Source organism: Hydrogenovibrio sp. JE_KL2 (assembly GCF_009296185.1).
GTDB lineage: Bacteria > Pseudomonadota > Gammaproteobacteria > Thiomicrospirales > Thiomicrospiraceae > Hydrogenovibrio.
Genome location: NZ_WBJR01000002.1, coordinates 268415 through 294870, shown reverse-complemented (window position 1 = coordinate 294870; position 26456 = coordinate 268415). Strand labels below are relative to the sequence as shown.

Below are 26456 nucleotides of genomic sequence, written 5' to 3'. Positions count from 1 at the left end.
AGGAGATAAAGTGGCAGAATCAGCGTTTAAATATACACTGGTCTTTGATGCTGACAAGCAAACGGAATTTGAAGAGACCGTCTTACCGTCACTTGCCGATTGGGATGTTGAGCCGCAGTCTTTTCAGAGCTTGTTCACCGAAGAGTCTTCTCCATCATTTGATGAAGACAGCAGACTACTGGTATGGCTAAGTGATGTGCAGCTGAGTCAGTTTCTCGCTGCTGCCTCCAAGGGTGGTTGGCAGGTCGGTGTGTTGCCGCACCCTGAAGCCATCCGGTTCTATCGCAGCTTTCCCATCAAAACCAAACTCCCGGATGCGCTGGCAGATATCCAAAGCACCGAGACCCCCAACCTGGCAGATTTAATGACCTGTAACGGTGAGCTGGTTTTCGGTTCGGTGATGTTGGGTAAACGTGAAACCATGGCACCGGCTTCGCAAGTGGATTTGGGCTTTTTCAGTAAGATAAAGAATTTGTTGAAACTGACTTTCAGCCTCAGCCAAACGCGATTGAACCCTTTTCGCTTGGAAACCGCCAAGCAAACGGTTATCAATACCGCAGCATTGGGAATTGCCGTCGTTTATCGCCCGGCAGACAGTGATTTCACCAAGTCGATCGTTGGCGAAATACCGCAAGATGAATCCAGCTTGAATGCGATTGTATTGGCTCCGAGGAGTATTTCCGAGGTAGTCAGGTTTCTGATTAGCCGGGTCTTTCCGCGAAAAGGACAAAACAATCGTCTCAGAAACTACCTGGGCATGGTCAAGACGGAAAAACTGACCATTTCGACATCGAACAAAACAGTCGATTACTACCTGAATGGCGAAGAGCATAATGCGGAAAAGGTGGAAGTCGAAGTTCAGGTGGATGCCTTAAGAATATTGACGCAGTTACTGCCTGAAAAGTCAGGACAAACCGATTTGAAAGAATCGCTTCGCGTATCTGGCCTACCGGTCGGGCAAGGGGTGGAAGAATTGGTCGCTTATCCCTTGCCGTGGATTCACCATGCCGACCCCGAAGAAGTCAAAGAGACCTTTGTCACGCTGAAAGAAAATGCCAAACTTTCAGAGTCCTATGTGGTGCTGATGGTGTTGTCGACCCTGTTGGCAACGTTGGGTCTGTTTGCCAATTCCGCGCCAGTGATTATCGGTGCAATGATTCTCGCCCCGCTGATGTCGCCGATTATTTCTCTGTCGATGGGGGTGCTACGCCAAGAAACCGACATGATGATCCACTCTGCCAAAACGCTTGCTGCAGGTATTTTGTTGGCACTCAGCTGTGGAACCATCCTGACCTTTTTATTGCCTTTGCATGTGATGAACCATGAAATCAGTGCACGGTTAAGTCCGACCATTCTGGATTTAGGGGTAGCGATTATCTCCGGGGTGGCAGGTGCTTATGCCAATGCCCGTTCGGAAGTCGCCAAAAGTATGGCAGGTGTGGCGATTGCGGTGGCATTGGTACCTCCTTTAGCGGTATCGGGTGTTGGTATCGGTTGGCATGATTTTGATGTGTTTTATGGCGCGTCGTTATTGTTTGTGACTAACTTAATTGGTATTGTCCTTGCGGCGGCAGTGACCTTCTTGCTGATGGGATACAGCCCATTCCATTTGGCGAAAAAAGGCATGGCATGGAGTTTGGCGTTTGTGATTTTAATTAGTATTCCGTTGGTCATCTCATTTCATCAAATGGTCACCGAGCAGAGCATGGTGTATGCATTGGAAGGCTGGGAAGTCGATGGCGTGGAGATCCGGGATGTCAAAGTCAGCACCGGCAAGCAAGGCAAACCGGACTTTGTTGTTGCAACGTTGGTGTCGCAAAAGAGCTTAGGCAATAAGGATATTGACCATATCAAGCAGCGCATTGAACAGAAGATTGACCATCCTATTTTGTTGGAGGCGACCTTAGCGGTACAGCGTTAGGCTATTTGAAAATTTTGAGACATAAAAAAACCCGCGAAAGCGGGTTTTTTATCGAACGGAAGTTGATTAACCGTTTAGTTTCGCCATAGCAGCGCGTTTTTTCTCAATCAAGTTGTGGATGATTGGAGACATCATTAAATCCATCGCTGTAACCATGTGTGAACCGTTACATACCAAAGTCTCAGGAGTTTGCAAGAATGCACCTGGAATTTTGTCTTTGACTTGTTCTAGGTTGATGTCTTGGTGACGTACATGACAGATAATCAATGAATCTTCTGGAGCTGGCCCCATAGGCGCATCTTCAGACATCGTTGAGAATGGGTCAGACGTATCAATCAACGGTACACGGTGGAAGTTGATGTGTGTACGGTGGAATTGAGGAACGATGGTCTCGATGTAGTCAGGCATACGCTCAAGAATCACGTCGCGAACTTGTTGTACTGAATAAGGACGCTCAGATGTATCGCGGTAGATTTTTTGCATCCATTCGATGTTGATAGATGGTGCAACACCGATACCCAAGTCAACGTATTGAGCAACGTTATGCATGCCTTCTTCTGGACCGTGATCCATACGCTTAACCATACCGTGAAGACCTTCATAGAACAGGATATCTGTTCCTTCAGGAATAGGTTCCCAAGGTGTAAATTCACCTGGTGCCAAATCAGTTCCTAGACGGCCATTGTGCTCAACGGCTTCTTCATCGCTGTGGATGTAGTAACGACGTTTACCAGTACCGTTTTCTTTGTATTCTTTAAATAGAGCTTCCAATTCATTGAACAGGTTCGCTTTTTCAGAAAAGTGTGTCAGAACCGGACCGCCGTTCGCTTTTGATTCAGCAACTTTTTCTCTCATTTCAACACGGCTGTACTTGTGGTAGCTGTCGCCTTCAACGATAGCAACGTTCAAGTTTTCGCGTGCGAAGATTTTTTCTACAGCGCGTTTTACGAAAGATGTCCCTGCACCGGAAGAACCAGTAACCGTTACAATTGGATGTTCTACTGACATTTCAGTCTCCTTAACTAAATGCTCTTCTTGCTTCTTTGCAAGTCAAGCATATCCAAGCCCTTGAATTTTAAAAGTTTTATTTTCAAAATAAACTCTAAAAATCTGCCAGGTTGGGGTTTAAAGTTTAAAAAATAATTTGCGTATTTAATCCGATTTATCGTTTTTTTGTCAAATGACACTTTTTTATAAGTGTTTGAAATTCTCTCATTTGACTGTCAAATCTCTTAAAACCAACTAGTGTCATTTCAGCGAGGCAGACGGAGCGCGTGATCCGTGATGTACCAAGGTACATGAGGATTCAGAGCACCGCCCAGCAATGCCGAAGCGACCCACAGTGGGTTTTTAATTAGACGTCGATGTTTTCTGCTTTCAGAGCATTCGATTCGATAAAATCTCTACGTGGCTCGACTTCATCTCCCATCAAAGTGGTAAAGACTTGGTCGGCCTGAATGGCATCGGCGATTGTCACTTGTAGCAAGCGGCGTGCTTCTGCATTCATCGTGGTTTCCCATAGCTGTTCTGGGTTCATTTCCCCAAGACCTTTATAGCGCTGGATGGTTTGACCACGTTTCGCTTCATTGAGTAACCAGTCTAGCGCCTCACGGAAATGTGTGACTGGCTCTTGTTTTTCGCCACGCTGAATATAGGCAGTCTCCGTCACCAGCCCGTGTAATTCGGTACTGGTTTTGGCAATCTGCTCATAGTCAGCGGAAGCAAAGAAATCTTCATCAAACACTTGCGAACTCAAGGTTCCATGTTCACGCTGTTGTAAGCGGATTTGGAATTTGGTTTCGCCTTCATGTGCTGGTTCTACCGAAAGTTGGTATTCCACTTTTTGTGATTCACCTGCAGCCTTCAATCTTGGCAAGGCTTCGTCAATCCAGGCTTGTGCTTGATCCATGTTGTTCAGCATATCAAGCGACATTTTCGGTAAATCTGTCATCAGTTCCAAGAAAGGCTGACTGTAACGACGGGAAATGCGCGCGATAATGCGGTTGGTTTTCAAGAAGCTTTTTGCCAAGGCTTCCAAAGCGACGCCTTGAATCGGTGGTGTGCTGGTTGAAGGATAAAGACCGGCTTGATCCAAAGCACTTTGTAGCAGGTAGCTTTCAAGTTCTGCATCGTCTTTCAAATAGGCTTCTTGTTTGCCTTTCTTCACCTTATAAAGCGGAGGCTGAGCGATGTAGATGTAACCGCGCTCAATCAACTCCGGCATTTGACGGTAGAAGAAAGTCAACAATAGGGTACGAATGTGCGAACCATCGACGTCGGCATCCGTCATGATGATGATGCGATGGTAGCGCAGTTTGTCCGGGTTGTAGTCTTCGTGACCGATACCGCAGCCTAGCGCGGTAATCAAAGTGCCGACTTCAGCGGATTGCAACATTTTGTCGAAACGGGCTTTTTCAACGTTGAGGATTTTACCTTTCAACGGCAGAATAGCTTGAGTACGTCGGTCACGCCCCTGCTTGGCAGAACCACCCGCGGAGTCACCCTCCACCAGATACAGTTCAGAAAGCGCAGGATCTTTTTCTTGGCAGTCAGCCAGTTTTCCTGGAAGTCCAGCAATGTCCAAAGCACCTTTACGACGTGTCATTTCACGTGCTTTACGAGCTGCTTCACGGGCACGAGCCGCATCGACGATTTTTGCGAATACGGACTGAGCTTCTTTTGGGTTTTCTAATAGATATTCAGACAGCTTCTCGTTCATTGCCGTTTCAACCGCAGATTTCACTTCGGAAGAAACCAATTTGTCTTTGGTTTGTGACGAGAACTTAGGATCAGGTACTTTTACCGAGATAACGGCGGCCAAACCTTCACGGGCATCGTCACCGGAAACGGTCATTTTGTATTTCTTGGTTAGACCTTCTTTTTCGGCATATTGGTTCAACGAGCGTGTCAATGCCGCACGGAAACCGGATAAATGTGTTCCACCATCGCGCTGAGGGATGTTGTTGGTGAAGCAGTAAATGGCTTCTTGATAAGCCTCTGACCACTGCATTGCCACTTCCACCACAATATCGTCTTTAACGGTTGAGAAATAGAATGCTTTTTCATTAATTGGGGTTTTGTTGGTGTTGATATAGTCAACGAAAGCCTTGATTCCACCTTCAAATTCGAAGACTTCATGGCGGTCATCACGTTTATCAAGCAGCTCGATATGAACGCCCGAGTTAAGGAAAGAAAGCTCTCTTAGGCGCTTCAACAAATAGTCAAAACTGAATTCGGTTTGGTTGGTAAAGGTTTCTTTACTTGGCAGGAAGCGGATTTCCGTCCCGGTTTCATCCGTGTCGCCAACCGCTTCTAAAGGCGCATCAGGCACACCATGGGTATAACTTTGTTTCCAGATGTGACCTTCACGTTTGATGGTCAGGTGCAGTTCGGAAGACAGAGCGTTTACTACCGAAACCCCCACCCCGTGCAAACCACCGGAAACCTTATAAGAGTTGTCATCGAACTTACCACCGGCATGAAGCACGGTCATGATAACTTCGGCTGCAGAAACGCCTTCCTCTTCGTGGATGCCGACGGGAATCCCACGTCCATTATCGGAAACGGATACCGAGCCATCGGTGTGAATGGTGACAACGACTTTGTCACAGTGGCCGGCTAGCGCTTCATCGATACCGTTATCGACCACCTCGAACACCATATGGTGAAGACCTGTGCCGTCGTCCGTGTCACCGATATACATACCGGGTCTTTTTCTAACAGCATCTAGTCCTTTAAGGACCTTAATCGACGAGGAATCGTATTCGTTTGTTTGCGTTTCTGGAAGGGTGTTTTCTGCAGTCATAGATCAGAATTCTTTGTGAGTATCTTTGTTGTTGTTTTATAGGGGTTTTACTTCGATTTTACCGATGCAAAAACTTAAAGAATTTTACCACAAAAGCATCTGGATTGCACAAGCTTGGATAAGGGGGTTTTGGGGTGTATAACCCTATGAAATTTAATGGGTTTTTTGGGGTGATGAAAAAGTTTGTTTCAGGGCGTCGGGAAAACGGATTGGGAAACCCGAATTCTGATGAAAAACTGCCAGGTTGGGGTGTGAAGGAAGAAAAGCCGTGTTTTGTTCGTTTTTGGCACTAATTGGCAAACTGTGTTTAGCTTTGTATACATAAAAATTCTATTATTTTCAATATGTTATTGAATAGTTTGCCATTTATTTTGTTGGTACGGTCTATGTGTGTTCTTTGTTAAATACACGAAAGTGGATTTCAAGTCGTTTCTACAATCACACCCTATGCAATGTAAAACAATCCAGGAGAACATTATGCCGGACAAAGTACTCATCAACGCGTCCAAACTCAACGAAATGCTGACAGCAGAAGCACCTACGGTCATTATTGATACTAGATCCGCGGAAGCCTATGAGCAAGGGCATATTCCAGGTGCCGTAAATATTCACTCTATTTTTACTTTTTTAGCGACCTCAACGCCAGAAGGTTTGCAGGAGTTAAAAGAGAATTTTGCCTCAGCGTTTGGCGAGGCCGGACTTTCAGGAGAAGAAACCGCGGTCTTTTATGAAGATTCTATGGCAACGGGTTTTGGACAGTCATGCCGTGGTTATTTTCTGCTAAGTTATTTGGGCTATGAAAAGGTCGCAATTCTTCACGGCGGTTATCAATCATGGTTGGCTGAAGGATATGCTGTGAGCACAGAGATCCCAGCGCCACAAAGTACCGTTTTTCCTGTTAAGGAAACGGGCAATAGCTTAATGGTCAGCAAGGAAGACGTACTTAATGCGCTGGGAAGCGAAACCGTCATGCTGGATGTCCGTGATGTGGATGAGTGGATTGCCGACAGCTCCTCGCCATACGGTAAGGATTTTTGTCCAAGGAAGGGACGATTGCCAGGCGCGGTTTGGATTGAATGGTATCGTATGATGAAACCTGGAACCGTTCCTCTATTCAAAACGCCAGATGAGATTTTGGCAGAGTGTAAAACCGTGGGCATTACAAAGGACACGCCAGTGTATGTTTATTGTTTCAAAGGTGCCCGTGCATCAAATACCTTAGTGGCTTTAAAGTCTGCGGGCATTGAAAACGTAAAACTTTATTTCGGTTCTTGGAATGAATGGTCAAGGATTCCAGAATTACCCATAGAGGAAGGAAAACCTTTTTAACTTGAAAGAAAGCGGCATTAGCCGCTTTTTTTATGTCGCTTAAAATCTGCCAGGTTGGGGTCAGCAAAGAAATGCTAGCGACAAGGTTTAGCCTGGGCATCCTTGAACATTTTGGCAAATGCGGCTTGGCGATTTTTCGCCTGTACATAATCAACTGGCAATGGTTGAATCAGGTATACATAATCGCCCTTTTTCAAGTCGGCGGGCTGTATCTGTGGCTTGTCAGGGTTGGTGGCGGTGATCGGACTGATAACAACCACTTTCAGTTTTGGGTTTCGTTGTTGCAATAGTGCCGCGGTGCCTAAGTGAGATTCACTATGAAAGGTACCATTGGTATGAATGACCTGAGCACCGGGATTTGCCTTTAGTGCTTGGAGAATCGACTCCGCCATGGTGTTGTCACGTAGCAATTGCGCTTCGTAAGCCTTTTGATTTTGTGTATGGGGTTTTGCCATGGATTGAAATTGGGCGAATTTCTTTTGGTAGGCGGCATTGCTCATAAATGGCTGGCTGGCGATCTGTTCTTTCTCTTCTGCAGTGAGTTTTTTCAAGTAGGGCTTGCCTTGTCTGCCGACACAGCGTACGGCTTGGAAAGGCGCATTGGCAGCAATCACAGGCAGGAAGTGTTGTTTTGCGAATTCGATTAGCGGGCGATAACTGCCGCTGTAGTTCGACCAGGCGTCACTTTGGTTGATGAAGGTTTTTTCGCCGATTTCGCCATCAAGGTATCGATCAATGGCTTGCTGATGGTCTCGATTGAACTGTTCCATTGACAGCACTTGATTCGGACGTAAATCATAAAGTGCGGACTGAAGCTCTGACTCCAAAAGATGGGAAGCTTGGTTGCCGTGAAATTCGCCAATGAAAACCACATCGGTATGTTGGATTTTCTGAGCCAGTTGGTTAACGGAAATCAACGCGCCGGTTTGACTGTCAACCAAATCAAAACTGTACAGGGTTTTTAGCTTGGGATAAGTTTGAGAAGTCGCATCGTTGTTTGCATAGGCAGGGTTGAGGTTTAGAAACAGTGCCAGCAAAACACCAACCGAAAAACGACTTGGCATAACGTTATGCATAAGGTTATTTTGGCTCGAAGCTAAACTTCTGTCCGCCAAGCGTTGCTTGATACATCAAACCACCCTTGGCGATGGTGAAGGTTGCCATACCACGATAGTAGTCAGCATTTCCGGTAGCGTTGTTACTACCGCCGCTCGCACCTGCGGTCGTTCCAGTGGTTCCGGCAGAAGCAGAAGCGCCGGCTGTGATGGCAACGACCGAGGCCTCTCCACCGAATTCAAAGCCGTCTCTGGTGAAATCGTCATAAGCATCTTTGTTTTTAAAGAAGATGATTTCACTGAAGACCTGACCGCCTAATTGGAAGCCGACAGTGCCTTGAACCAGGGTGCTGTTACCCACCCAGTTGCCGTACTTATAAACGCGACCTTTGCCATAGGCGCCACCGACGATGAACCCGGCCTTTCCGACAGTAGGAAATACCGCATAGCCATAAGCATTTTTGAAGAAGGGTGCGGTGGCATCAACTGCTCTAAAGGATTTTAACGCTTCGGTGTAGCTGTCATCGGCATAGGCTTTGCCGACACTTAATGACGTCAGTAGTGAAAATAAAGAAATGGTTAAGATGTTGCGTAAAGACATAGCGTGCTCTCTGTTGTTCGCTTTGTGGTTTATCTTTTGATATAGCAAATTATTCATGAAAACCGCCTAAATAGCAAAGACAATCCCTGACATTAGTCTTGAAGCAGTTCTGAGAATTGTCCATTTTCAAGCTGCCAAACTTTGGCATTGTCAGCATCTAGTAGTGGAATCAAAGCCTTATCTGTGCTGGTAAGAAGGTGTTGGATATCCAATGCCTGTAGCAATTTGAGTAGTGTCTCGCGATGGTGAGCATCCAACTCAGCCGGCAAGTCGTCAATCAGCATGATGACGGCTTCGTTTGCGGTTTTTTCGTAAAGGCTCGCTTGAGCCAGTAACAGTGCACAAACGAACAGTTTTTGTTGGCCTCGAGACAGTTTCATCAACGCATCTTGCCCATTAAAACGGAACTTAATATCCGCACGATGGCAGCCGTATTGGGTATGACCTTGTTGCAAGTCCTTAGCGAAGTTCGATGCCAAGGCTTGTGCAAAGGTGCCTGCTGATTTCGGCCAACCAGTACGAAAGTGGCACTCGGGCAAAACGGTCAGCTCCGGCATCAGTGCCTGACAAAACTCGGTGAGATAAGGAGACAGGTCCTCAATATATTTCTCTCGAATTTGATCAATGTCATGAGCGGTTTCAATCAACTGTGCATTCCAAAGCTCAATCTGTTCTTTGGGCAAACGTGATTTTAGGCCATGATTACGTTGTTTGAGTGCTCTTTGATAGTGTCGCCAAGCATTGATGAAAGGTTGTGATTGATGGAAGCAGCCCCAGTCTAAGTATTGTCGTCGAGCCTTTGGCCCTTCTTCCAACAGTCGATGGCTTTCCGGGGTTAAGAGTTGTACCGGCAACTTACTGGCAAGCTCGGCTTGGGTTTGTATCGCCTCGCCGTCTACTTTAATAAACACTTTTTCTTCAGAACGGGATAACCCGATGGCATGAACTTGTTGTTGTTGCTCGACCTTGGCAAATAACGTCAATTCAGAGGTGTCATGCTGAATCAGTTGCTGTGGCTTGGCGGTACGAAAAGAGCGGCCTGATGATAGCGCCCAAACCGCTTCGATCAAAGACGTTTTTCCCGCAGCATTATCCCCCACGATTAAATTCAGGCGAGGGCCGAATGTCAGTTTGTAAGATTTCAGGTTTCTGAAATGCTGTAGCTGTAATTCAAGTAGTTTAGCCAAGTGATGCTCACTTAAATGCTTGGAAAATCGGTCGTATCCGAAGGCTTAGAAATGTTGAGATAGTGGACATGACGAGCGGGCATTGAGAGAACCCGCTCGTTTGCTTCAAAAGGACTACAGGCGCATTGGCATGATGACATGCTGACAATGACAAGCTTCGTTTTGTGTTTCGACCATGCAGCTGCTATTGGCATCTTTCAAGTATAACGTAACGGTTTGTTCGTGCATTGAGTTGAGAACATCAATCAGGTAGTTCACGTTAAACCCGATTTCCATTTGTGTGCCTTGGTAATCAATAGCCATATCTTCGTGTGATTCGTCTTGATCGGAGTTCTGTGCATGAACCGCCAATAGGTTTGGTGCCAGAGACAAACGAATGCCTTTGAATTTATCATTCGACAAAATCGCCGAACGCTGAAGGATACTACGAAGCACTTCACGGTCGGTTTGTACCAATTGGTCATTATGTTGTGGAATAACACGTTTGAAATCCGGGAATCGACCATCGACTAGCTTACAGGTGAATACGGTTTCTTCGAACTGAACCGTCAAATAGTTTTTCGCCAAAGAGAAAGAAATCAAGCTGTCGTCATCACCGATCAGTTTTTGCAGTTCCAAAACCCCTTTACGCGGCAAAATTGCTTGAGTCGCTGTCAAACCTTCTGTTTCCAATAGGGTTGAACAAGTCGACAAACGGTGACCGTCAGTTGCCACTACCCGTAAAGTCTGGTGGCTGATGTCAAATAGCATACCATTCAGGTAGAAGCGGACATCTTGGCTCGCCATTGCAAATGCAGTGTTGTGAATCAATTGCTTCAACTGATGTTGCTGCATAGAGAAAGACAGTTCTGCTTGCGTTAAATCAATGGTTGGGAAGTCGTCAGCAGGCAGCGTCGACAGTTTGAAGTTTGAGCGTCCAGCAGAAAGTTTGCAGCGCATATCTTCAAATTCCAGCACGACAGTCAAGCCGTCTGGTAAAGAGCGAACAATGCTGATGAGTTTGATGGCAGGTAGAGTGACGTCGAAATCGCCATCACTGGTTTCCAGTTCTGTAGACGCTCGCGTTTCGATTTCTAAATCGGATGCGGTAACAGTAAGGGTGTTTTGGTTGATTTGGAATAAGATATTTCCCAAGATCGGCATGGTCTGGCGTTTTTCAACAACCCCTCCTACCGTTTGAAGGACTTTTAAAAGGTTTTCTCGCGATAGACTGATTTTCATCCTGTTTCCTATTTAGGTTCCTCAACAAAGTCGATACTGGATAATTTATTTTAGATTCTGTGAGCTCGCTAAGCTGGCAGGTTCTAGGCGTGGATTGCAGGTAAAGAAATATCTTTGCCAAAATCCACAACACCGAAGATGCTGGCTTAGCGGCACATCCGGAGGAGCGGCGTAAAATTTCTTTCAGCTTCGTTAGAGTTTTTTGTGATATTTCAATATCACTTCAAAATTCCGCCTCGCTGAAAACAAATTTTACGTTGCCAGAACCAAAATAAATTATCCAGTATCGACTTTTCATTATTATGCCAAAATATTTTTGAATTCCTATGCTTTCTTGCAAAGAATTCATCACAAATTCACAGTTTTATTTAAGTCTTGTTAATTCGTGATGATTCTTACCAAAGAACTGAAATCTTCATCCATACGATGATCCAATTCTCTCAGCTCTTTCATCTTACGTACGGCATGCAATACAGTGGTGTGATCGCGCCCACCAAAAGCATCGCCAATTTCCGGTAAGCTATGCGTTGTCAGCTCTTTTGAAATCGCCATTGCCATTTGGCGAGGGCGAGCAATATTGCGTGAACGTTTTTTGGATAAAAGATCCGCGACACGTACTTTGTAGAAATCTGCAACCGTCTTTTGGATGTTAGGTAGCGTCACCATTTTTTGCTGTAGCGCCAGCAAGTCCTTCAAAGCTTCTTTAGCGATTTCGACGCTGATCATTTGTTGAGTAAATTGAGCGAAAGCCCCTACACGCTTCAATGCACCTTCCAAATCACGGACATTGCCTCTAAGGCGTTTGGCGATAAAGAAGGCGACTTCGTCCGGTAGGATAAAGCCAAATTCAGATGCCTTTTTCATCAGGATAGCAACGCGCATTTCAAACTCCGGTGGTTCTACCGCGATGGTTAAACCCCAGCCGAATCGTGATTTCAAGCGGTCTTCCAACCCGTCTACTTCCTTCGGAAAACGGTCACTGGTTAGGATAACCTGTTTGTTGCCTTCTAGTAGAGTATTGAAGGTGTGGAAAAATTCTTCTTGAGACTGTTCTTTGTTGGCAAAGAATTGAATATCATCAATTAGTAGCGCGTCCAATGAACGGTAAAAACGTTTGAAGTCGTCTATTTTGTTATGTCTAAGGGCATTGACCATATCGGCAACAAAACGCTCGGAATGCAGATAGACGACACGCGCTTTCGGGTTTTTGCGAATCAGTTCATTGCCGATGGAGTGCATCAAATGCGTTTTACCCAGACCTACACCACCATAGATAAAGAACGGATTGTAACTTCCGCCTGGATTTTCAGCTACTTGTCGCGCTGCGGCCGCGGCCAGTTGGTTGGCTTTACCTTGGACAAATGAGTCAAAAGTGAAATGAGGGTTTAAGTTGTGCTGGATGGTTTTGGTAGTTGTATCATCTGATTGGGTATCAGATTTAGGCTTTGACGGTGCTCTTAAGGGTTGCGGAACGGAAGTGTCTTCAGCCACGTTCAGGCTTTCAATGGCGTATTCACCTGCCTCTAGTGCAACACGTGGCGTGTTGACCGGCGATACCAGCGAAATGGCATGTTCGATTTGAGATAGAAGATGTTTGTTGACCCAATCCAGAATAAATCCAGAGGGCGCAATCAAGCGTAATACTTCTCGATCTTCAACGGCTTGTAACGGATTGATCCAAGTGTAAAGCTGTTGGTCCGTTAAAACGTTTTGCAATTGCTTAAGCACTTGCGGCCAGAGAGGTGTTGTCAAAATATCCTACCTTTTCAATACTTTGTAGAAAGGCGAAAAAGCATTTCTAACGTATTTTTTGTATCTATTAGCGCATAGAAAACCCGACCACACTTAAGTGGCAAGCGTCTCTGTGCATGGGTTAGTCTGTGTTAAGTGGTATTGAGCGCACTTCTGAAACTGCGAAGTGACGAAAATGGATTGCATCAAACGTTTGTGCAATCTATGAATCAACAGCAAACCTGATATTGGGCGATGCGCAGCGGCATACAAGCAAGGGTCTTCGTTAATTCAAAAAGGAGCCTGTCAGGAGCTCTCTGTTTTATTTTGTTTCTTCTTATTTTGCTGGTTTCAATTTTTAGGCAATCACCTGTTAAACAGGGATAAAAAAATCGCTTAAACAGCGTTTGAAACCAGCGTGTTTTGAACACGGAAATCATTATAGCTGTGTATAACTTTAAAAAACAGTCCCTGCCTGTGGATAACTTGTGGAAAAAGCTTGTGGATAACCCTAAAAATTGACTGCTTAACTTATTGAAAATAAATAGTTTTTTGTTAAATTTGAAATTAAATTAAAATTTAATGCCAAAACATTTTTATGGCTAAGATAATTAAAAGTAATCCGAAGATTTTTTTCAGTCGTTTGACCGGTAATTTATGGGTCATACGGGCGCCTAAGGGAGCAGTGAAAAAACTGGCGATCACGATGCCTAAAAATGCAGGCCAATAAACAAAACCAGTTGAATATGCCGGTAAATTGGACGCACCCCATCCTGCAATCATGAATCCAATGGTTCCGGAAACGGCAACGGGAAGACTACAGGCTGAAGAAGTGGCAATAGCCTGTTTGATAGGAACATTGTGCCAAGACATATAAGGTGTATTGAGTGCACCGCCGCCAATCCCCACCAGTGTTGAAAAACCGCCAATCAATGCGCCCGCAATGCTTCTACCAACCGTGCCCGGCATTTCTCTATGAGGGCTAGGTTGGATGTCCAGCAGCATCTTCAATGCAATGAGGGTCGCGAGAACTGCAAAGACTTTTGACAACACCGAAGCGTCCATGAACTGCGATATCCAGCCGCCAAGCAGGCCGCCGATGAAAATGCCAGGTGCCAAGGTTTTAAACAAGTCCCAACGTACCGCATCATGTTTATGATGTGCCATCACAGAAGCAATGGAAGTGACAAGAATGGTTGCCAGGGACGTTCCTATTGCGATATGAACCAAGTGGTCACTTTGCATGTAGGCGGCAAACACGGTGGTCAGCACCGGTACCAGAATCAGCCCACCGCCGATCCCCAATAGCCCAGCAAAAAAACCGACAAAGGCTCCCGTTACAATATAAATTAGAAATTCCATATACTCGCGTTCCGGTCAAATTTGATGTCACTATTTTAAAGTATCGATAAAGGTTTGAGTTACTAACTCATGTCCGAAAGCGTAAAATGTCATCATGACTTATATATATAGGGAGTCAAAAAATGAAATCATTTGATGAACGCTGCTATGAACTGCTCAAGCAAGTCCCTAAAGGAAAGGTCACTACTTATAAGGCCATTGCCGAAGCCCTTGGAACCAAAGCTTATCGGGCTGTCGGTGGGGCAATGAACCGAAACCCTTATGCACCGAAGGTGCCATGCCACCGTGTTGTGAATGTTGATGGCTCATTGGGAGGGTTTGCATTTGGTCAAGCCGAAAAGGTCGCCCGATTGAAAGCCGAAGGGATTGAAGTAGAGCAAGGCAAAATCAAGGCATTCAAAGATCGTTTATATGATGCCTTCCAATGAATTTGTCCGGGAAAAGCTAGGATAAAGCGCAACTGGAAAGGAAATAACCTTTTGATTCCATTGGTAACTTCTATTTTTCAGTCAAAAAGGCAAATAAACCGTAAAGATGACACAATCGACTATTGTGTTTTGAATTTGTTTCCACTATAATGCGCGATTCTTTTCGAAAGAATTAATTGATAGGATTTTTGAATCATGAAACGTACATTCCAACCAAGTGTTATCAAACGCGCTCGTACTCATGGTTTCCGTGCTCGCATGGCGACTAAGAACGGCCGTAAAGTTTTGGCGGCTCGTCGTGCAAAAGGACGTAAGCGTTTGACTGTGTAATCATTTTTGAATGATTGAAAAGCGACATAATTCTGATGAGTTAAATACTGATTCGGACGAACCACAAGGTTTAACTCATCAAAATTTCCCCCCTCCAGAGGATTCGGAAACCCTTTCCGAACAAGATCTGCAAAACCTAAATAACCCAGCCCTGTTTGACCTCTCGTTAAATACTTTTCCCAAAGCATTTCGTTTGTTGACGCCAAAAGACTTTCAACATGTCTTTGCCGATGCAGAAAAGTTTGCCAATCGTCATTGGACACTTATCGTTCGCCCTAATCAGAAACCTTATCCCCGTATGGGTTTGGCAATTGCCAAAAAGCAACTGAATAGAGCGGTTTGGCGAAATCGAATAAAAAGATTGGCAAGAGAGCTATTTCGTCAACATAAACAGGCATTAAGCGGGTATGATATTGTGGTTTTGAGTCGTCGCGGCATGCAAGAAATTGATAACGTGACCTTGAACAAAAGTTTTATGCATTTAATCCGCAAAATCAGCAGCAGCGGACTAAAAGATGGCGTAATTCGTCCGGCTCCAAAACGCCGACCTCCTGCGAACGACAGTAGGAAGAAACATGAACCGAAAGGTTAGTGCTGCACAGAATACCTAATACTAAAATTTAATAAGTCATAGACGCAAGACAAACAGGAAAAAACTAAAATGAACATGCGATCTTTTTGGTGGTTAGCCTTAGCCTTCACCCTTTTGTGGATCTGGTTGCAATGGACGCAATTCCAACACGCAAAATCACAGCCAGCTGCGATACAGCAAACTCAACAAGCATCCGATAACGGTGTGCCAACCGCAAATCAAATCGCCGCGCCAAACGAAGTGCCTGCTACCAAAGGTGGTGAAGTGCCAGCGACTAAAATGGCTTTGCCTACCGGTCAACGCGTTAAGGTCAAAACAGACGTTTATAACATAACGTTGGATACTGACGGCGGTGACATCCGTGACGTTTATTTATTGAAATATGCCGCACAGGACGATCACAGCAAGCCATTCAAATTAATGAGTGACAAGGGTAATCTGTTCTATATCGCGCAAAACGGTATTGCTACGCAAGCGAATGCCAAACTACCTGCTCCGAACCATAAGTCGGTTTATCAGGTTGCGAAAACAGATTACGAGATGACTGGCAAAACGCTTACTGTGCCGATGGTATGGGAAAAAGACGGTATTAAAGTCACCAAGACCTATACTTTCGAAAAAGGTAGCTACTTGATTAAAGTCGACTATAAAGTCGAGAACCTATCAGGTGAACCTTGGTCTGGAAGCCTGTATTCACAAATCAAGCGCAGCTCAAATGACCCATACCATAACCGTATGATGTATACCTATACGGGACCGGTTTTGTATGACGGTAATGCAGAAAACAAATACAACAAACACAAGTTTGAAGATTTGAAAACGCAACCAGTGAATGGTCAGACTGCAACTGGCGGTTGGGGTGCAATGATTCAGCATTATTTCATTTCAGCAGTGATTCCAAATCAAAAAGCGCAAAACAGCTTTTATGCGAAGTCTCTAGGGCATGATGATTACTCAGTGGGTGTTGTTGAGCCGATGGTGCAAATCAAGCCGGGACAGTCTGCTGACTTGAGCACACAGCTTTATGTTGGTCCGATTATCCAAGATAAATTGAAAAATATTGCACCGGGATTGGAGCTGACGGTTGATTATGGCGTGTTGACCATTATCGCTAAGCCTATTTTCTGGTTATTGGAGAAAATCCACAGCGTAGTTGGCAACTGGGGTTGGTCGATTATCTTCTTGACGATTTTGATTAAAGCGCTTTTCTATAAGCTATCGGAAACCTCTTACCGCTCTATGGCGCGTTTGAAGAAGTTCCAGCCTAAAATGCAACAACTGAAAGAAAACTATGGTGATGACAAGGTTATCTTCCAGCAAAAATTGATGGCTTTGTACAAAGAAGAGAAGATCAACCCTCTGGGGGGGTGTTTGCCGATTTTGGTACAGATGCCAGTGTTCATCGCGCTTTACTGGGTATTGCTTTACTCGGCGGAAATGCGTCAGGCGCCATGGATGCTATGGATTCAAGACTTGTCAGCAAAAGATCCGTATTACATCCTTCCGGTATTGATGGGTATTTCCATGTGGGTGCAACAGAGATTGAACCCATCGGCGATGATGGACGAAATGCAGCAAAAAGTAATGAAACTGCTACCGTTTATCTTTACCGTCTTCTTCATGTTCTTCCCGGCCGGTTTGGTTCTGTACTGGGTAGTCAACAACGTATTATCGGTTGCCCAACAGTGGTATATCACCAAGAAGATTGCGGCAGGCGAAGAGAAGTAAAAGGAATACAAAATGCAATTATCTTATGAAAGATTGGGATTAGACGATCCAATGTACGGCAAAGCCGAATACAAGGTAATGGATGGCATGCAACCTGTATGTTACAAAACGGCAGAGGGTTATTTGCCGATTGTGACTGCTGGTCAGGCGGCTGCGAATGTTGAAAAAACGGAGTCTGCTAAACCGGCAGGTAAGCCGGAAGCCCAAACACTTTATGTATTGAGCTTCAAGGCAAACGGCGAAGCAGAAGAAATGACTTTCAAGTCAAAGAAAAAGTTAGAAAAGACTTTGGCTTTGTACAAAGAGAAGTCATTCATGTCCGATTTTGAAACCACGGAATATCAAATCGTCGCTTAATGCTGATGGTTTGCCAAATTAAAATCGCCCGAATTCGGGCGATTTTTGTTTGAGTGAAATATAATTAACCCATTCTCTTAACCGAACTCAATATGCATCTATCCAATCAAGACACCATTGCAGCGATTGCTACCGCACCCGGTCGTGGAGGGGTGGGGATTGTGCGCGTGTCTGGTTCAAAAGCCTTGTCCATTGCCGAAGCCATGTTGGGCAAAACGCCCAAACCGCGTTATGCGCATTACGGCGACTTTTTGGATGAAAACGGTAAAGCTTTGGATCAGGGTATTGCCTTGTTTTTTCCGAACCCTCACTCCTTTACCGGCGAAGATGTGCTGGAACTCCAAGGTCATGGCGGCCCGGTGGTGTTGCAATGGTTATTGGAACGTGTGGTTGCCTTGGGTGCGCGTTTGGCAGAGCCGGGCGAGTTTTCAAAACAGGCATTTTTGAACGACAAGCTTGATCTGGCACAGGCCGAAGCCATTGCCGATTTGATTGACGCGTCTTCCCAACAAGCCGCCAAATCGGCATTGCGTTCGTTGCAAGGTGAGTTTTCAGCACAAGTTACCGACTTGGTGGAACAGCTTATTCAGTTGCGTATTTATGTCGAGGCGGCGATTGATTTTCCCGAAGAGGAAATCGACTTTTTATCCGATGGAAAAGTCGCCGGTCAACTGCAACACATCCTCGATCAATTACACCGTGTTTTCCATTCTGCACAACAAGGTGTATTGCTACGCGAAGGGATGTCTGTGGTGATTCTCGGGCGCCCGAATGCTGGAAAATCGAGTTTATTGAATGCCTTGTCGGGCAAAGAGTCTGCGATTGTCACCGATATTGCTGGTACAACGCGCGACATTGTGCGTGAAGAAATCCAAATTGACGGCATGCCTTTACACGTGCTGGATACCGCAGGATTGCGTGAAGCGACCGATCAGGTGGAGCAAATCGGCATCCAACGCGCTTGGGCGGCGATAGAAGAAGCTGACCGTATTTTGGTGGTGGTTCAAGCTGGAGAAGAGATTGACCCTGAAGATCAGGCGATTCTCGATAAACTGCCTAAGCGTATTCCTTTGACCCTTATCCGTAATAAGATTGATTTGATTGGCTTGGAACCTAAATTGCAATCCACCGATGAACAAGGCGATGCCATGCGCCTGATGGGGCATGAAGAAACCGTTGTTTGGTTGTCCGCCAAGCAAAAACTCGGCATTGATTTGCTCAAACAACACCTGAAAACGGTGATGGGCTTTGCCCAAACGGAAGAAGGCGTTTTTATGGCGCGTAAACGTCATTTGGAAGCTTTGCAGACGGCATTACAGTTTGTCGAAACCGGTCAGCAACAGTTGCAGAGTTTCGCTGCCGGCGAATTGCTAGCGGAAGACCTGCGCCAAGCGCAAAACGCCTTGTCAGAAATCACCGGGCAATTCACCTCTGATGATTTGCTAGGCAGAATCTTTACGTCTTTCTGCATCGGAAAATAGCTAAAAATCTACCAGGTTGGGGGAGCGTCTTTCCTCAGTCACCTTTTCGTCATCTGTTTGGTGTAAGCTATTCAAAACAGTTAGTGGGAGTCAGTCATGCCTTTAATCCAAATTACCTTACCTGAAAATGCTTTAGCTGACGCACAACAGGCGCAGCTTGCACAGCAGACGACCGATATTCTGCTCAGTTTGGAGGGGATGGCGGCGAACCCTAAAGCCCGCCGTTTGACTTGGACATATTTGCAGACACATCCCCAAAACGCTTTTTTTATTGGCGGAGAAGGTCATCAATCACACCCTCATTACCGGTTTGATGTCACCGTTTTTGCCAACACACTCACCGCGGAAAAGAAAGAGATGTTGACGCGTCAACTCACTGATGCCGTGCTCGATTTGGAAGGTTCAGACAAGAACATGCTCAATGCCGCCCGGGTCTGGGTGATGATTCATGAAGTCGAGGAAGGTAATTGGGGCGGTGCCGGGCAAATTTATTCCATGGCGAATTTGAGAAAGTTACTCAGTTAACGTCCGCAGGTTAATGCCACAAATAAGAGTCCATGGACAAGGCGCCAAATTCAATGCCCCCTTCTAAAACACGAAAGTGATCGGTTTCTTCAACCGCCCCTAATGCAATCACCAAAGGCAAATAGTGATCGTCTGTCGGGTGGGCTTTCGTAAAGTCGCCAATGCGTTCCGCATGGTTCACCAAGGTGTCGAAATCCCGATTTTGCAAACGGTGTTTAATGTCTTGCTGAAAGCGTAGCACATAAGGTAAGGGATCGGTTTCATCCCAGCGCACATCGCGCAGATTATGCGTCAGGCTGCCGGAGCCGATGATGGCATAGCCTTCTTCACGCAAGGGTGCAAGTGCTTTACCGACTTGAAATAATTCAGGGTGCGAAAGGTTGTAGTTGATGGAGACTTGCACGATAGGCATATCGGCATTTGGGAAAAGATGCATCATCGGTACCCATGCGCCGTGATCGAATCCTCTGGCCGGATTTAAGTGTGCGTTCAGCCCGGCATCATTCATCAAGTGGGCAACTTTTTCTGCCAGGTTGGGGTCACCCGGAGCCGGGTATTCGATCTGATAGAGTTCGTCGGGAAACCCGCCGAAATCGTAGAGGGTGTCAGGGTGTGCGGCAGCCATGACTTCTTGCCCACGGGAAATCCAATGCGCAGACAGTAGGATAATGCCTTTCACTGAGGTGAAATCCGGCAAGGCCGTTTTCAGTGTTGCGCCGGCTTGCCCCGGGTGAAGTGCGTAGGTTGGCGCGCCGTGGCTGACAAACATTACGGGGGCTTTGGTAGATGCATTCATCGTGCCCTCCTTATTTAGGGAATGATAGAGACATCTATCTTAAATAAATTGTCCTGAAGATCACAATGCTTTGTACTTGTTTAAGGGTGACTAAAGCGTGAAAAGATGAGGTTATTCTAACTTGATTGGATATCGGCTTTAAACTAGGAATACAGTTGGTCGGGTAACTCCGAACCAGCGCCAGCATAGAAAGGAATGCGATAGTTACCGACCAGTTTATAATTTGCCACTTGGTTTCTTTCCTGGCGGATAGGTTTAACTCAACATCGATCCCAATCGGCGGCGAAATGCCTGTGCCATTTCCGGCTCATTCGACTCCAGCATATTGATTAGGCTGATAATCATTTCCTGTGCCGCTCCCTGTTTATAGTCAGGTTCTTCCACCAAAACCTCAAAGAGATTTTCCATGGCCTGGGGATAATTGTGTTCCGCCACCAAACAAAGCGCCAAGTCAAAACGCGCGTCGTGGTCATGTAAATTGTGTGATAAACGCTCCAGTAAAGCGGTTTTGCCTTCCGTCTTTGCTGCCAGCTGTTTGAAGGTGATTTGCCCGATCAGGCTGCGACCGGTATCGGATTCCTTATCGGCATTCGGTAGTTTATTGAACAGCGCAACAGCTTGATCCAAAAAGTCGATGTCCAGCATGACTTGAATCATATCCATTGCTACCAGCGTATTGCCCGGGTCTTTCTGAATCGCTTCAGTCAACAGTTGAATCGCGGCAGTCGTGTCGCCGGCGAGGTGCTTTTCACGTGCTTGGGCACGCATATCGTCCGATTCTTTGTAGACGCCAGATTCTCGCAACAATGCCACCAGTTCGGCTTCTTCCATCAACCCTACTTCTGTTCGCGAGAGCAGGCCGCCATTGAAGATCAATAGTGATGGCACATTGTTCACATCAAAACGTTCCGATATATCTGGATACATGCTGACATCCAGTGTGGCGAAAATGAATTGTCCGCTATAGGTCTTTGCCAATGAAGCGAGTACACGCTCCATCGTGATACAAGTACCGATACTTGGGTCCATGAACTCGACGAAAACCGGTAGTTTGTGCGAATTCTCTAAAACCAGTTGGTCGAAGTTGTTTTCCGATACTTCAAAAATGTAAGCGTTATATTGGCTCATGGCGATCACCCCGAAAATGTAAGATGAGAACATTATATCGTCGACTGGAAATCAGTTGGATAAGGGTTTGTTATGGTTATTATAACCCCTTCGCATGACCTGTTTCAGGTAGCAGCGACGGGACGTTTTTTGAGTCTAGGAGCGAATATCAGCATGAGTAAAGCAGCGATAATGCCCTCAATCATAATGGTATGTTGTGCGCCGATACCGTGCGAAACCGCTCCGGCCAAAAGAGCGCCTATGGGCTGCATCCCAAAAAATGCCATGGCGAAATAGCTGATCACCCGCCCACGCATTTCGATGGAGGAAGTCGTTTGTAATAGTGTGTTGGTTAGAGTCGTTAAAATCATAATGCCAAAACCGCTTATTGTGGCGAACACAAAGGCAACCATCAGGTTAGACGTTAAAGAAAAGGCAATCAGCCCGAAACTAATCACTGCCATGCCCAATATCAAAATGGTTTGGCGATTGGATGCCGTGTTTAGCGAAGCCAAAAATAGTGTACCAATTAACGATCCCACACCGACAAAACTCAATAAATAACCGAAAGTTTCTGCTGTACCCTCAAAGGTTTCTTTTGCAATGACAGGTAGGAGTGACAGAGCGGGAAGCACAAAAAAACTCATTAAGGCGAGTAACAGAATCAAGTTGGCGAGCAAAGGGTTTGCGCGAACATAGTTAAACCCCTCACCAAGACTCTTCAGCATTTTTTGTGTTTTTAATTGAGGAATGGAAGGCGGTAATTTCATTAACATCAATGAACCCAAGACGGCAACGAAGCTTAAGGCATTAATTAAAAAACAGATGCCTGCACCAAGGCTGTCCAACAAAATACCTGCGATTGCCGGACCAGCGAGCCGCGCCAAGTTGACCATTGAAGAGTTCAGCGCAATCGCATTCCCCAAATCATCAGGGTTGTCTACCATAAACTGTACAAGAGACTGGCGAGCGGGAACATCAAAGGCATTGATGACGCCTAGCACAAAGCCCAATAGTAAAATCTCGGTGATGGTGTAGTTTGTGAAAAGTACAACAAAAGTCATTGCGGATGCTTGTAGCATGGAAGCAATTTGGGTGACGAGCAAGACCTGGTACCGATTGTATTTATCAGCGACAGCACCGCCAAACAACCCAAATAAAAAGGATGGAAACTGCGTGACGAAAACGGCAAAACCCACCATGAATGCAGAGTGCGTTTCGATGTAAACCAGCCAATAAACCGCCGTTCGTTGAATCCAGGTTCCCATCAAAGAGATGGATTGTCCACCAAAAAACAAGCGATAGTTTCGACTTTTGAAAGCACGAAAAGTGGCGATTTCCATGTGGTAAATCTCAGTTATAGCGTGGGGAGTTTATCGATTATCTCTTGAGTTGTACCGACTTCTCCGATGCGGGGAAAGATGCGCGTTACCGTATGTTGATGCGCTTCCTGTGTGAAGTCAGACATGGCATCTATCGCAAAACTCAGGTTGTAACCAAGTACGTTGGCATCACGTGCAGTGCCTTCCACGCCAATGCTGGTGGCAACGCCGCCAAGGACAATATTGGTCACTTTCCGTTGTTGCAACACTTCATGTAATCCAGTGTTGAAAAACGCACTCCAGGAATGCTTGGTGATGAAAATATCGTTTTCCGAAGTTTCGATTTCATCGACGATTTTTAGGTAGTCTTCGCTTGGCGGTTGAGTACTGCTGATCGCATGGTCTTTACGGGTTTTGGTCCAGGGTTGTCCATAGCTGTTGACGTTGACAATGATGATCGGCAGTTCGTTTTTGCGAAAAGCGTTAATCAATGCACTGGTATTTTCCAGCGCCTCGGCGACACTGCTCATGCCCGGTTGGAGGGGTGTCTTGGACGCCGTTTGTAAGATGCCCTGTTGTAAATCGATCAGTACCAAAGCGGTGTGTTTATCAAGTGCCGTAATCATGGTCAGCTCCCTTGAATGATGGTGGTGAAGTTACTTCTGATAGGCGCGCGTCAGTTGTACGATGATTGGTGACAACACCAAGAGCGCGATCAGATTCGGAACCGCCATTAAAGCATTTAACACATCCGCCAAAATTAAGACTGTATTGAAGTAATCCGACAAGGCGGCGCCGGCGAACGCCGCCAATACCCAAAGTACGCGGTAAGGTTTGAGTAATTTCACGCCGACGATATATTCCACACAACGTTCGCCATAATAACTCCAGCCAATCAATGTGGTGAAAGCGAACAGCGCCAAACTGACAGCGACAATGACTGCGCCAAAATCCGAGCCCAATCCTTTGGTGAAGGCAAGAGAGGTCAATGCAGAGCCGGTTTCGCCGCTCTGCCAAGTATGCGTCACCATAATCACCAATGCGGTCATGGTACAGATCACAATGGTGTCGATAAAGGTGCCGAGCATGGCAATGTGTCCTTGGCGTACCGGACTTTTGGTTTGTGATGCCGCGTGGGCGATAGGGGCAGTACCTAATCCTGCTTCGTTGGAGAAAACCCCACGAGCCACGCCAAACTGAATCGCAAGGATAATACTTGCCCCGGCAAAACCGCCAGCTGCTGCGCTGCCGCTAAAGGCATTGCTGACGATCGTTGAGAAGGCACTAGGCAACTGATCTGCATGAACAAACAAAATAAACAATGCAAATCCGATATAGAGCACCGCCATCAATGGCACCAATGCGGTTGCCGTATGGGCAATGCGTTGAATGCCGCCAAACAGTACTAAGGACACCAAGCCCATCAAAATCAAGCCAGTGATTTGGTTGTTGAGGTTGAAGGCGCTTTCCATTGCTCCCGCAACGGCATTGGCTTGTACCATATTGCCAATACCGAAAGCAGCGATGGTGCCGAAAGTGGCGAAAGCAAACGCCAAGGGTTTCCATTTTTCGCCCATGCCATTTTTGATGTAGTACATCGGCCCACCGACATGGCGACCCTCTTCGTCTATTTCTCGGTAATTCACCGCCAGTACGGCTTCACTGTATTTGGTTGCCATCCCAACCAACGCCGTCATCCACATCCAGAAAATGGCACCTGGTCCGCCGATGAACAGTGCGGCAGCAACCCCTGCGATATTCCCTGTCCCTACGGTGGAAGACAATGCCATCATCAATGCGCTTGAAGGTGGAACATCGCCATCTTCAGTGGATTTTCGGCCTTTCCATACCAGTTTGAAGGCGTAGAACAGATTGCGCATCGGTAAGAATTTCAAACGAATGGTGAGGTAAATCCCTGTTCCTAGCAATAAGACTAGCATGACGGGTCCCCATACCCAGCTGCTTAGTGTGGATAACAGGTGATTGATGGCGTCCATAGTTGCTCCGGCTGACAGGTGTTCAAAGTCTATAAAAGTATTTACAAAATACCTTGTCACCAAGAGTTTGTCTAGAGAATGAGCCATGGTTGGCTGAATAATTTACTTATGTTTAGCTAAAAGGGGTTTTGTTATAAAATAAGAAGCATTACTTATTTTTACTTAAAGGATAAACGTTTGATACGTGCTTATATTAGCCCGACGATAGTTTTTTTATTTCTAGTCTACCTCTTGATCTCTTTTTTATATATCAAGACCAGTTGGAATCATTCGTATTCTTTCTTGCAACAAAAGTATCAGCAAAAGAACCAGGTCAATGCCGATATGGCAGCGAAAGCCTTGGATTATTATTTTGCGAACCTCAAAAAATCGCTACAAATCTTTGCCAAAACTCACCAGCAACAGTTAAATGATTTCAGCCAGCATGCAGAGGACGAAGACCGCTATCATCATCTTTTGGCTTCAATCAAAGAATTTTTCCCTCAGGTACGTTCATTCACGTTAGCAACATCCGACGGTACGCCAATTTATGAAAATATAGATGGGATGGTGAATCAGGTTTGTCTAAAAGACATTAAGACTTTTAGTCAAAACCCTCATGGCGATATTATGCGTTTGCACGCGAATCCCCTGTTTTATCACATTGATGTGATGGTTCCCTGGCAATATAAAGTGAACGGCAAAATGCAAAATGGCGTGTTTTTCGTCAATTACCCAGCCACGTTTGTGACACGTATTTTGAATACTTATCGCGAAAATGATGTTCACTTAATGCTGGTGCAAAAACACGACCCCTTAAAGATTGATTTTACCGACATGGGTGCGCGCCATTCATTCAGCAGATCATGGGCGTTAACGCAAAAAGAATTTGATGCTTTACCTAATCGCTTTCAATACCCTCTTCAGCACTCAAAATGGATATTGGTCAGCTATACCGATCAACAAACGCTTCTAAAAGAGCATCAGTTTTTATTGATGCAACTGGAAAGAGACATCGTACAAAATCTATTGATAGGACTTGTCTTGTTTGCCGGGCTGATTTTCTTTCACAACCAATCTTACAGAAGAAATCTTATTTTGCAGGAGTTGGCGCACAACGATCCCTTGACGGGGCTGCCCAACCGTACCCAGTTCATTTTCCGACTAAAGCAGAGTTTGTTGTTAGCCGAACGCGGACATTTCAAACTGGCGGTTTTGTTTATTGACCTTAACAATTTTAAGCCGGTCAATGACCAATACGGACATCATGTGGGTGATGAACTTTTGAAAGAAGTTGGTAAGCGCCTGCTGGCTGGACGTAGAGAATCCGATATCGTTGCACGCTTTGGTGGCGATGAATTTTTGATTGCCTTGAACGACATTTCGCATGGTGCCGTGTTGGACAGTATCATTCACCATATTCAGCAAAAGCTGGCTGAGCCAGTAATGATTGATGGGGTTGAGCATCAGATTTCTGCCAGTATCGGGCGTGCAATTTTTGATGATGATGCCTCCAATATAGAAGAACTCATCGATTTGGCAGACCAACAAATGTACAAAATCAAACGTGAAAGTAAAAACACGGATGTTTTGGATGGCTAG

Annotated in this window: 23 protein-coding genes; 10 read left to right on the top strand and 13 right to left on the bottom strand. The window is 45.7% G+C overall.

The window, feature by feature from the left end; translation table 11 throughout:
- Positions 1–10: 10 nt before the first annotated feature.
- The gene (locus F8R13_RS05665; protein ID WP_371414907.1) at positions 11–1921 is read left to right on the top strand and encodes a TIGR00341 family protein; all 1911 of its coding nucleotides are present in this window, start codon (positions 11–13) and stop codon (positions 1919–1921) included.
- 66 nt (positions 1922–1987) lie between these two features.
- On the opposite strand, the gene F8R13_RS05660 is transcribed toward F8R13_RS05665, so the two are convergent.
- Positions 1988–2929: a phosphoribulokinase gene (locus tag F8R13_RS05660; protein ID WP_152832458.1), complete on the bottom strand. Its 942-nt coding sequence runs from the start codon at positions 2927–2929 to the stop codon at positions 1988–1990.
- Between the two features lie 346 nt (positions 2930–3275).
- Entirely contained in the window at positions 3276–5726 is a 2451-nt protein-coding gene (gyrB, locus tag F8R13_RS05655; RefSeq protein ID WP_152832456.1) for a DNA topoisomerase (ATP-hydrolyzing) subunit B, read from the bottom strand.
- 477 nt (positions 5727–6203) lie between these two features.
- Between gyrB and F8R13_RS05650 the strand changes: the two genes are divergently transcribed.
- On the top strand, positions 6204–7055 hold the full coding sequence (locus F8R13_RS05650) for a sulfurtransferase (RefSeq protein ID WP_152832454.1): 852 nt from the start codon (positions 6204–6206) through the stop codon (positions 7053–7055).
- 74 nt (positions 7056–7129) lie between these two features.
- On the opposite strand, the gene F8R13_RS05645 is transcribed toward F8R13_RS05650, so the two are convergent.
- The 6 genes from F8R13_RS05645 to F8R13_RS05620 all read right to left on the bottom strand — a co-directional run bounded on the left by F8R13_RS05645 (position 7130) and on the right by F8R13_RS05620 (position 14212).
- A complete protein-coding gene (locus tag F8R13_RS05645) occupies positions 7130–8119 on the bottom strand; it encodes a ChaN family lipoprotein (protein ID WP_152832452.1) in 990 nt (329 codons plus the stop codon).
- A 16-nt stretch (positions 8120–8135) separates the two neighbouring features.
- Positions 8136–8768, bottom strand: a complete 633-nt coding sequence (locus F8R13_RS05640) for a YSC84-related protein (RefSeq protein ID WP_253806359.1) — start codon at positions 8766–8768, stop codon at positions 8136–8138.
- Positions 8769–8803: 35 nt separating this feature from the next.
- Complete coding sequence (gene recF, locus F8R13_RS05635; RefSeq protein ID WP_152832450.1) at positions 8804–9898, bottom strand: DNA replication/repair protein RecF; 1095 nt, start codon at positions 9896–9898, stop codon at positions 8804–8806.
- 114 nt (positions 9899–10012) lie between these two features.
- Complete coding sequence (gene dnaN, locus F8R13_RS05630) at positions 10013–11119, bottom strand: DNA polymerase III subunit beta (protein ID WP_152832448.1); 1107 nt, start codon at positions 11117–11119, stop codon at positions 10013–10015.
- Positions 11120–11497: 378 nt separating this feature from the next.
- A complete protein-coding gene (gene dnaA, locus F8R13_RS05625) occupies positions 11498–12871 on the bottom strand; it encodes a chromosomal replication initiator protein DnaA (RefSeq protein WP_152832446.1) in 1374 nt (457 codons plus the stop codon).
- 558 nt (positions 12872–13429) lie between these two features.
- Positions 13430–14212, bottom strand: a complete 783-nt coding sequence (locus F8R13_RS05620) for a sulfite exporter TauE/SafE family protein (protein ID WP_152832444.1) — start codon at positions 14210–14212, stop codon at positions 13430–13432.
- A 122-nt stretch (positions 14213–14334) separates the two neighbouring features.
- Between F8R13_RS05620 and F8R13_RS05615 the strand changes: the two genes are divergently transcribed.
- From F8R13_RS05615 to F8R13_RS05585, 7 genes are all read left to right on the top strand, one after another.
- Positions 14335–14640: an MGMT family protein gene (locus F8R13_RS05615; protein WP_152832441.1), complete on the top strand. Its 306-nt coding sequence runs from the start codon at positions 14335–14337 to the stop codon at positions 14638–14640.
- 195 nt (positions 14641–14835) lie between these two features.
- The gene (gene rpmH / locus F8R13_RS05610) at positions 14836–14970 is read left to right on the top strand and encodes a 50S ribosomal protein L34 (protein WP_024852172.1); all 135 of its coding nucleotides are present in this window, start codon (positions 14836–14838) and stop codon (positions 14968–14970) included.
- A gap of 10 nt (positions 14971–14980) precedes the next feature.
- Positions 14981–15562, top strand: coding sequence for a ribonuclease P protein component (gene rnpA / locus F8R13_RS05605; RefSeq protein ID WP_152832439.1), 582 nt, complete (start codon positions 14981–14983; stop codon positions 15560–15562).
- Positions 15563–15631: 69 nt separating this feature from the next.
- Positions 15632–17290: a membrane protein insertase YidC gene (yidC, locus tag F8R13_RS05600; RefSeq protein WP_152832437.1), complete on the top strand. Its 1659-nt coding sequence runs from the start codon at positions 15632–15634 to the stop codon at positions 17288–17290.
- Between the two features lie 12 nt (positions 17291–17302).
- Positions 17303–17647: a hypothetical protein gene (locus F8R13_RS05595; RefSeq protein WP_152832435.1), complete on the top strand. Its 345-nt coding sequence runs from the start codon at positions 17303–17305 to the stop codon at positions 17645–17647.
- A 92-nt stretch (positions 17648–17739) separates the two neighbouring features.
- A complete protein-coding gene (gene mnmE, locus F8R13_RS05590) occupies positions 17740–19128 on the top strand; it encodes a tRNA uridine-5-carboxymethylaminomethyl(34) synthesis GTPase MnmE (protein ID WP_152832432.1) in 1389 nt (462 codons plus the stop codon).
- Between the two features lie 96 nt (positions 19129–19224).
- Entirely contained in the window at positions 19225–19653 is a 429-nt protein-coding gene (locus tag F8R13_RS05585; RefSeq protein WP_152832430.1) for a tautomerase family protein, read from the top strand.
- 10 nt (positions 19654–19663) lie between these two features.
- Here F8R13_RS05585 and F8R13_RS05580 read toward each other — a convergent pair whose 3' ends face one another.
- The 5 genes from F8R13_RS05580 to F8R13_RS05560 all read right to left on the bottom strand — a co-directional run bounded on the left by F8R13_RS05580 (position 19664) and on the right by F8R13_RS05560 (position 24875).
- Positions 19664–20449 carry a class III extradiol ring-cleavage dioxygenase gene (locus tag F8R13_RS05580; RefSeq protein ID WP_152832428.1) on the bottom strand — a complete coding sequence of 262 codons (786 nt, stop codon included), beginning with the start codon at positions 20447–20449 and terminating at the stop codon, positions 19664–19666.
- A 255-nt stretch (positions 20450–20704) separates the two neighbouring features.
- On the bottom strand, positions 20705–21577 hold the full coding sequence (locus F8R13_RS05575; RefSeq protein ID WP_152832426.1) for a tetratricopeptide repeat protein: 873 nt from the start codon (positions 21575–21577) through the stop codon (positions 20705–20707).
- A 104-nt stretch (positions 21578–21681) separates the two neighbouring features.
- Positions 21682–22899, bottom strand: coding sequence for an MFS transporter (locus tag F8R13_RS05570; protein WP_152832424.1), 1218 nt, complete (start codon positions 22897–22899; stop codon positions 21682–21684).
- A gap of 14 nt (positions 22900–22913) precedes the next feature.
- Positions 22914–23504: an isochorismatase family protein gene (locus F8R13_RS05565; RefSeq protein ID WP_152832422.1), complete on the bottom strand. Its 591-nt coding sequence runs from the start codon at positions 23502–23504 to the stop codon at positions 22914–22916.
- 30 nt (positions 23505–23534) lie between these two features.
- Positions 23535–24875 carry a sodium:alanine symporter family protein gene (locus tag F8R13_RS05560; RefSeq protein ID WP_152832419.1) on the bottom strand — a complete coding sequence of 447 codons (1341 nt, stop codon included), beginning with the start codon at positions 24873–24875 and terminating at the stop codon, positions 23535–23537.
- Between the two features lie 282 nt (positions 24876–25157).
- Between F8R13_RS05560 and F8R13_RS05555 the strand changes: the two genes are divergently transcribed.
- The gene (locus F8R13_RS05555) at positions 25158–26456 is read left to right on the top strand and encodes a GGDEF domain-containing protein (protein ID WP_152832417.1); all 1299 of its coding nucleotides are present in this window, start codon (positions 25158–25160) and stop codon (positions 26454–26456) included.

Excerpts from the sequence above, each read along its gene's own strand:
- F8R13_RS05580 (WP_152832428.1), bottom strand. The coding sequence starts at position 20,449 with ATGAATGCATCTACCAAAGCCCCCGTAATGTTTGTCAGCCACGGCGCG.
- gyrB (WP_152832456.1), bottom strand. The coding sequence starts at position 5,726 with ATGACTGCAGAAAACACCCTTCCAGAAACGCAAACAAACGAATACGAT.
- F8R13_RS05575 (WP_152832426.1), bottom strand. The coding sequence starts at position 21,577 with ATGAGCCAATATAACGCTTACATTTTTGAAGTATCGGAAAACAACTTC.
- rpmH (WP_024852172.1), top strand. The coding sequence starts at position 14,836 with ATGAAACGTACATTCCAACCAAGTGTTATCAAACGCGCTCGTACTCAT.
- F8R13_RS05650 (WP_152832454.1), top strand. The coding sequence starts at position 6,204 with ATGCCGGACAAAGTACTCATCAACGCGTCCAAACTCAACGAAATGCTG.
- F8R13_RS05595 (WP_152832435.1), top strand. The coding sequence starts at position 17,303 with ATGCAATTATCTTATGAAAGATTGGGATTAGACGATCCAATGTACGGC.
- mnmE (WP_152832432.1), top strand. The coding sequence starts at position 17,740 with ATGCATCTATCCAATCAAGACACCATTGCAGCGATTGCTACCGCACCC.
- F8R13_RS05660 (WP_152832458.1), bottom strand. The coding sequence starts at position 2,929 with ATGTCAGTAGAACATCCAATTGTAACGGTTACTGGTTCTTCCGGTGCA.
- yidC (WP_152832437.1), top strand. The coding sequence starts at position 15,632 with ATGAACATGCGATCTTTTTGGTGGTTAGCCTTAGCCTTCACCCTTTTG.
- F8R13_RS05620 (WP_152832444.1), bottom strand. The coding sequence starts at position 14,212 with ATGGAATTTCTAATTTATATTGTAACGGGAGCCTTTGTCGGTTTTTTT.
- F8R13_RS05615 (WP_152832441.1), top strand. The coding sequence starts at position 14,335 with ATGAAATCATTTGATGAACGCTGCTATGAACTGCTCAAGCAAGTCCCT.
- dnaN (WP_152832448.1), bottom strand. The coding sequence starts at position 11,119 with ATGAAAATCAGTCTATCGCGAGAAAACCTTTTAAAAGTCCTTCAAACG.
- F8R13_RS05560 (WP_152832419.1), bottom strand. The coding sequence starts at position 24,875 with ATGGACGCCATCAATCACCTGTTATCCACACTAAGCAGCTGGGTATGG.
- F8R13_RS05570 (WP_152832424.1), bottom strand. The coding sequence starts at position 22,899 with ATGGAAATCGCCACTTTTCGTGCTTTCAAAAGTCGAAACTATCGCTTG.
- rnpA (WP_152832439.1), top strand. The coding sequence starts at position 14,981 with ATGATTGAAAAGCGACATAATTCTGATGAGTTAAATACTGATTCGGAC.
- F8R13_RS05645 (WP_152832452.1), bottom strand. The coding sequence starts at position 8,119 with ATGCCAAGTCGTTTTTCGGTTGGTGTTTTGCTGGCACTGTTTCTAAAC.
- F8R13_RS05565 (WP_152832422.1), bottom strand. The coding sequence starts at position 23,504 with ATGATTACGGCACTTGATAAACACACCGCTTTGGTACTGATCGATTTA.
- F8R13_RS05585 (WP_152832430.1), top strand. The coding sequence starts at position 19,225 with ATGCCTTTAATCCAAATTACCTTACCTGAAAATGCTTTAGCTGACGCA.
- F8R13_RS05640 (WP_253806359.1), bottom strand. The coding sequence starts at position 8,768 with ATGAATAATTTGCTATATCAAAAGATAAACCACAAAGCGAACAACAGA.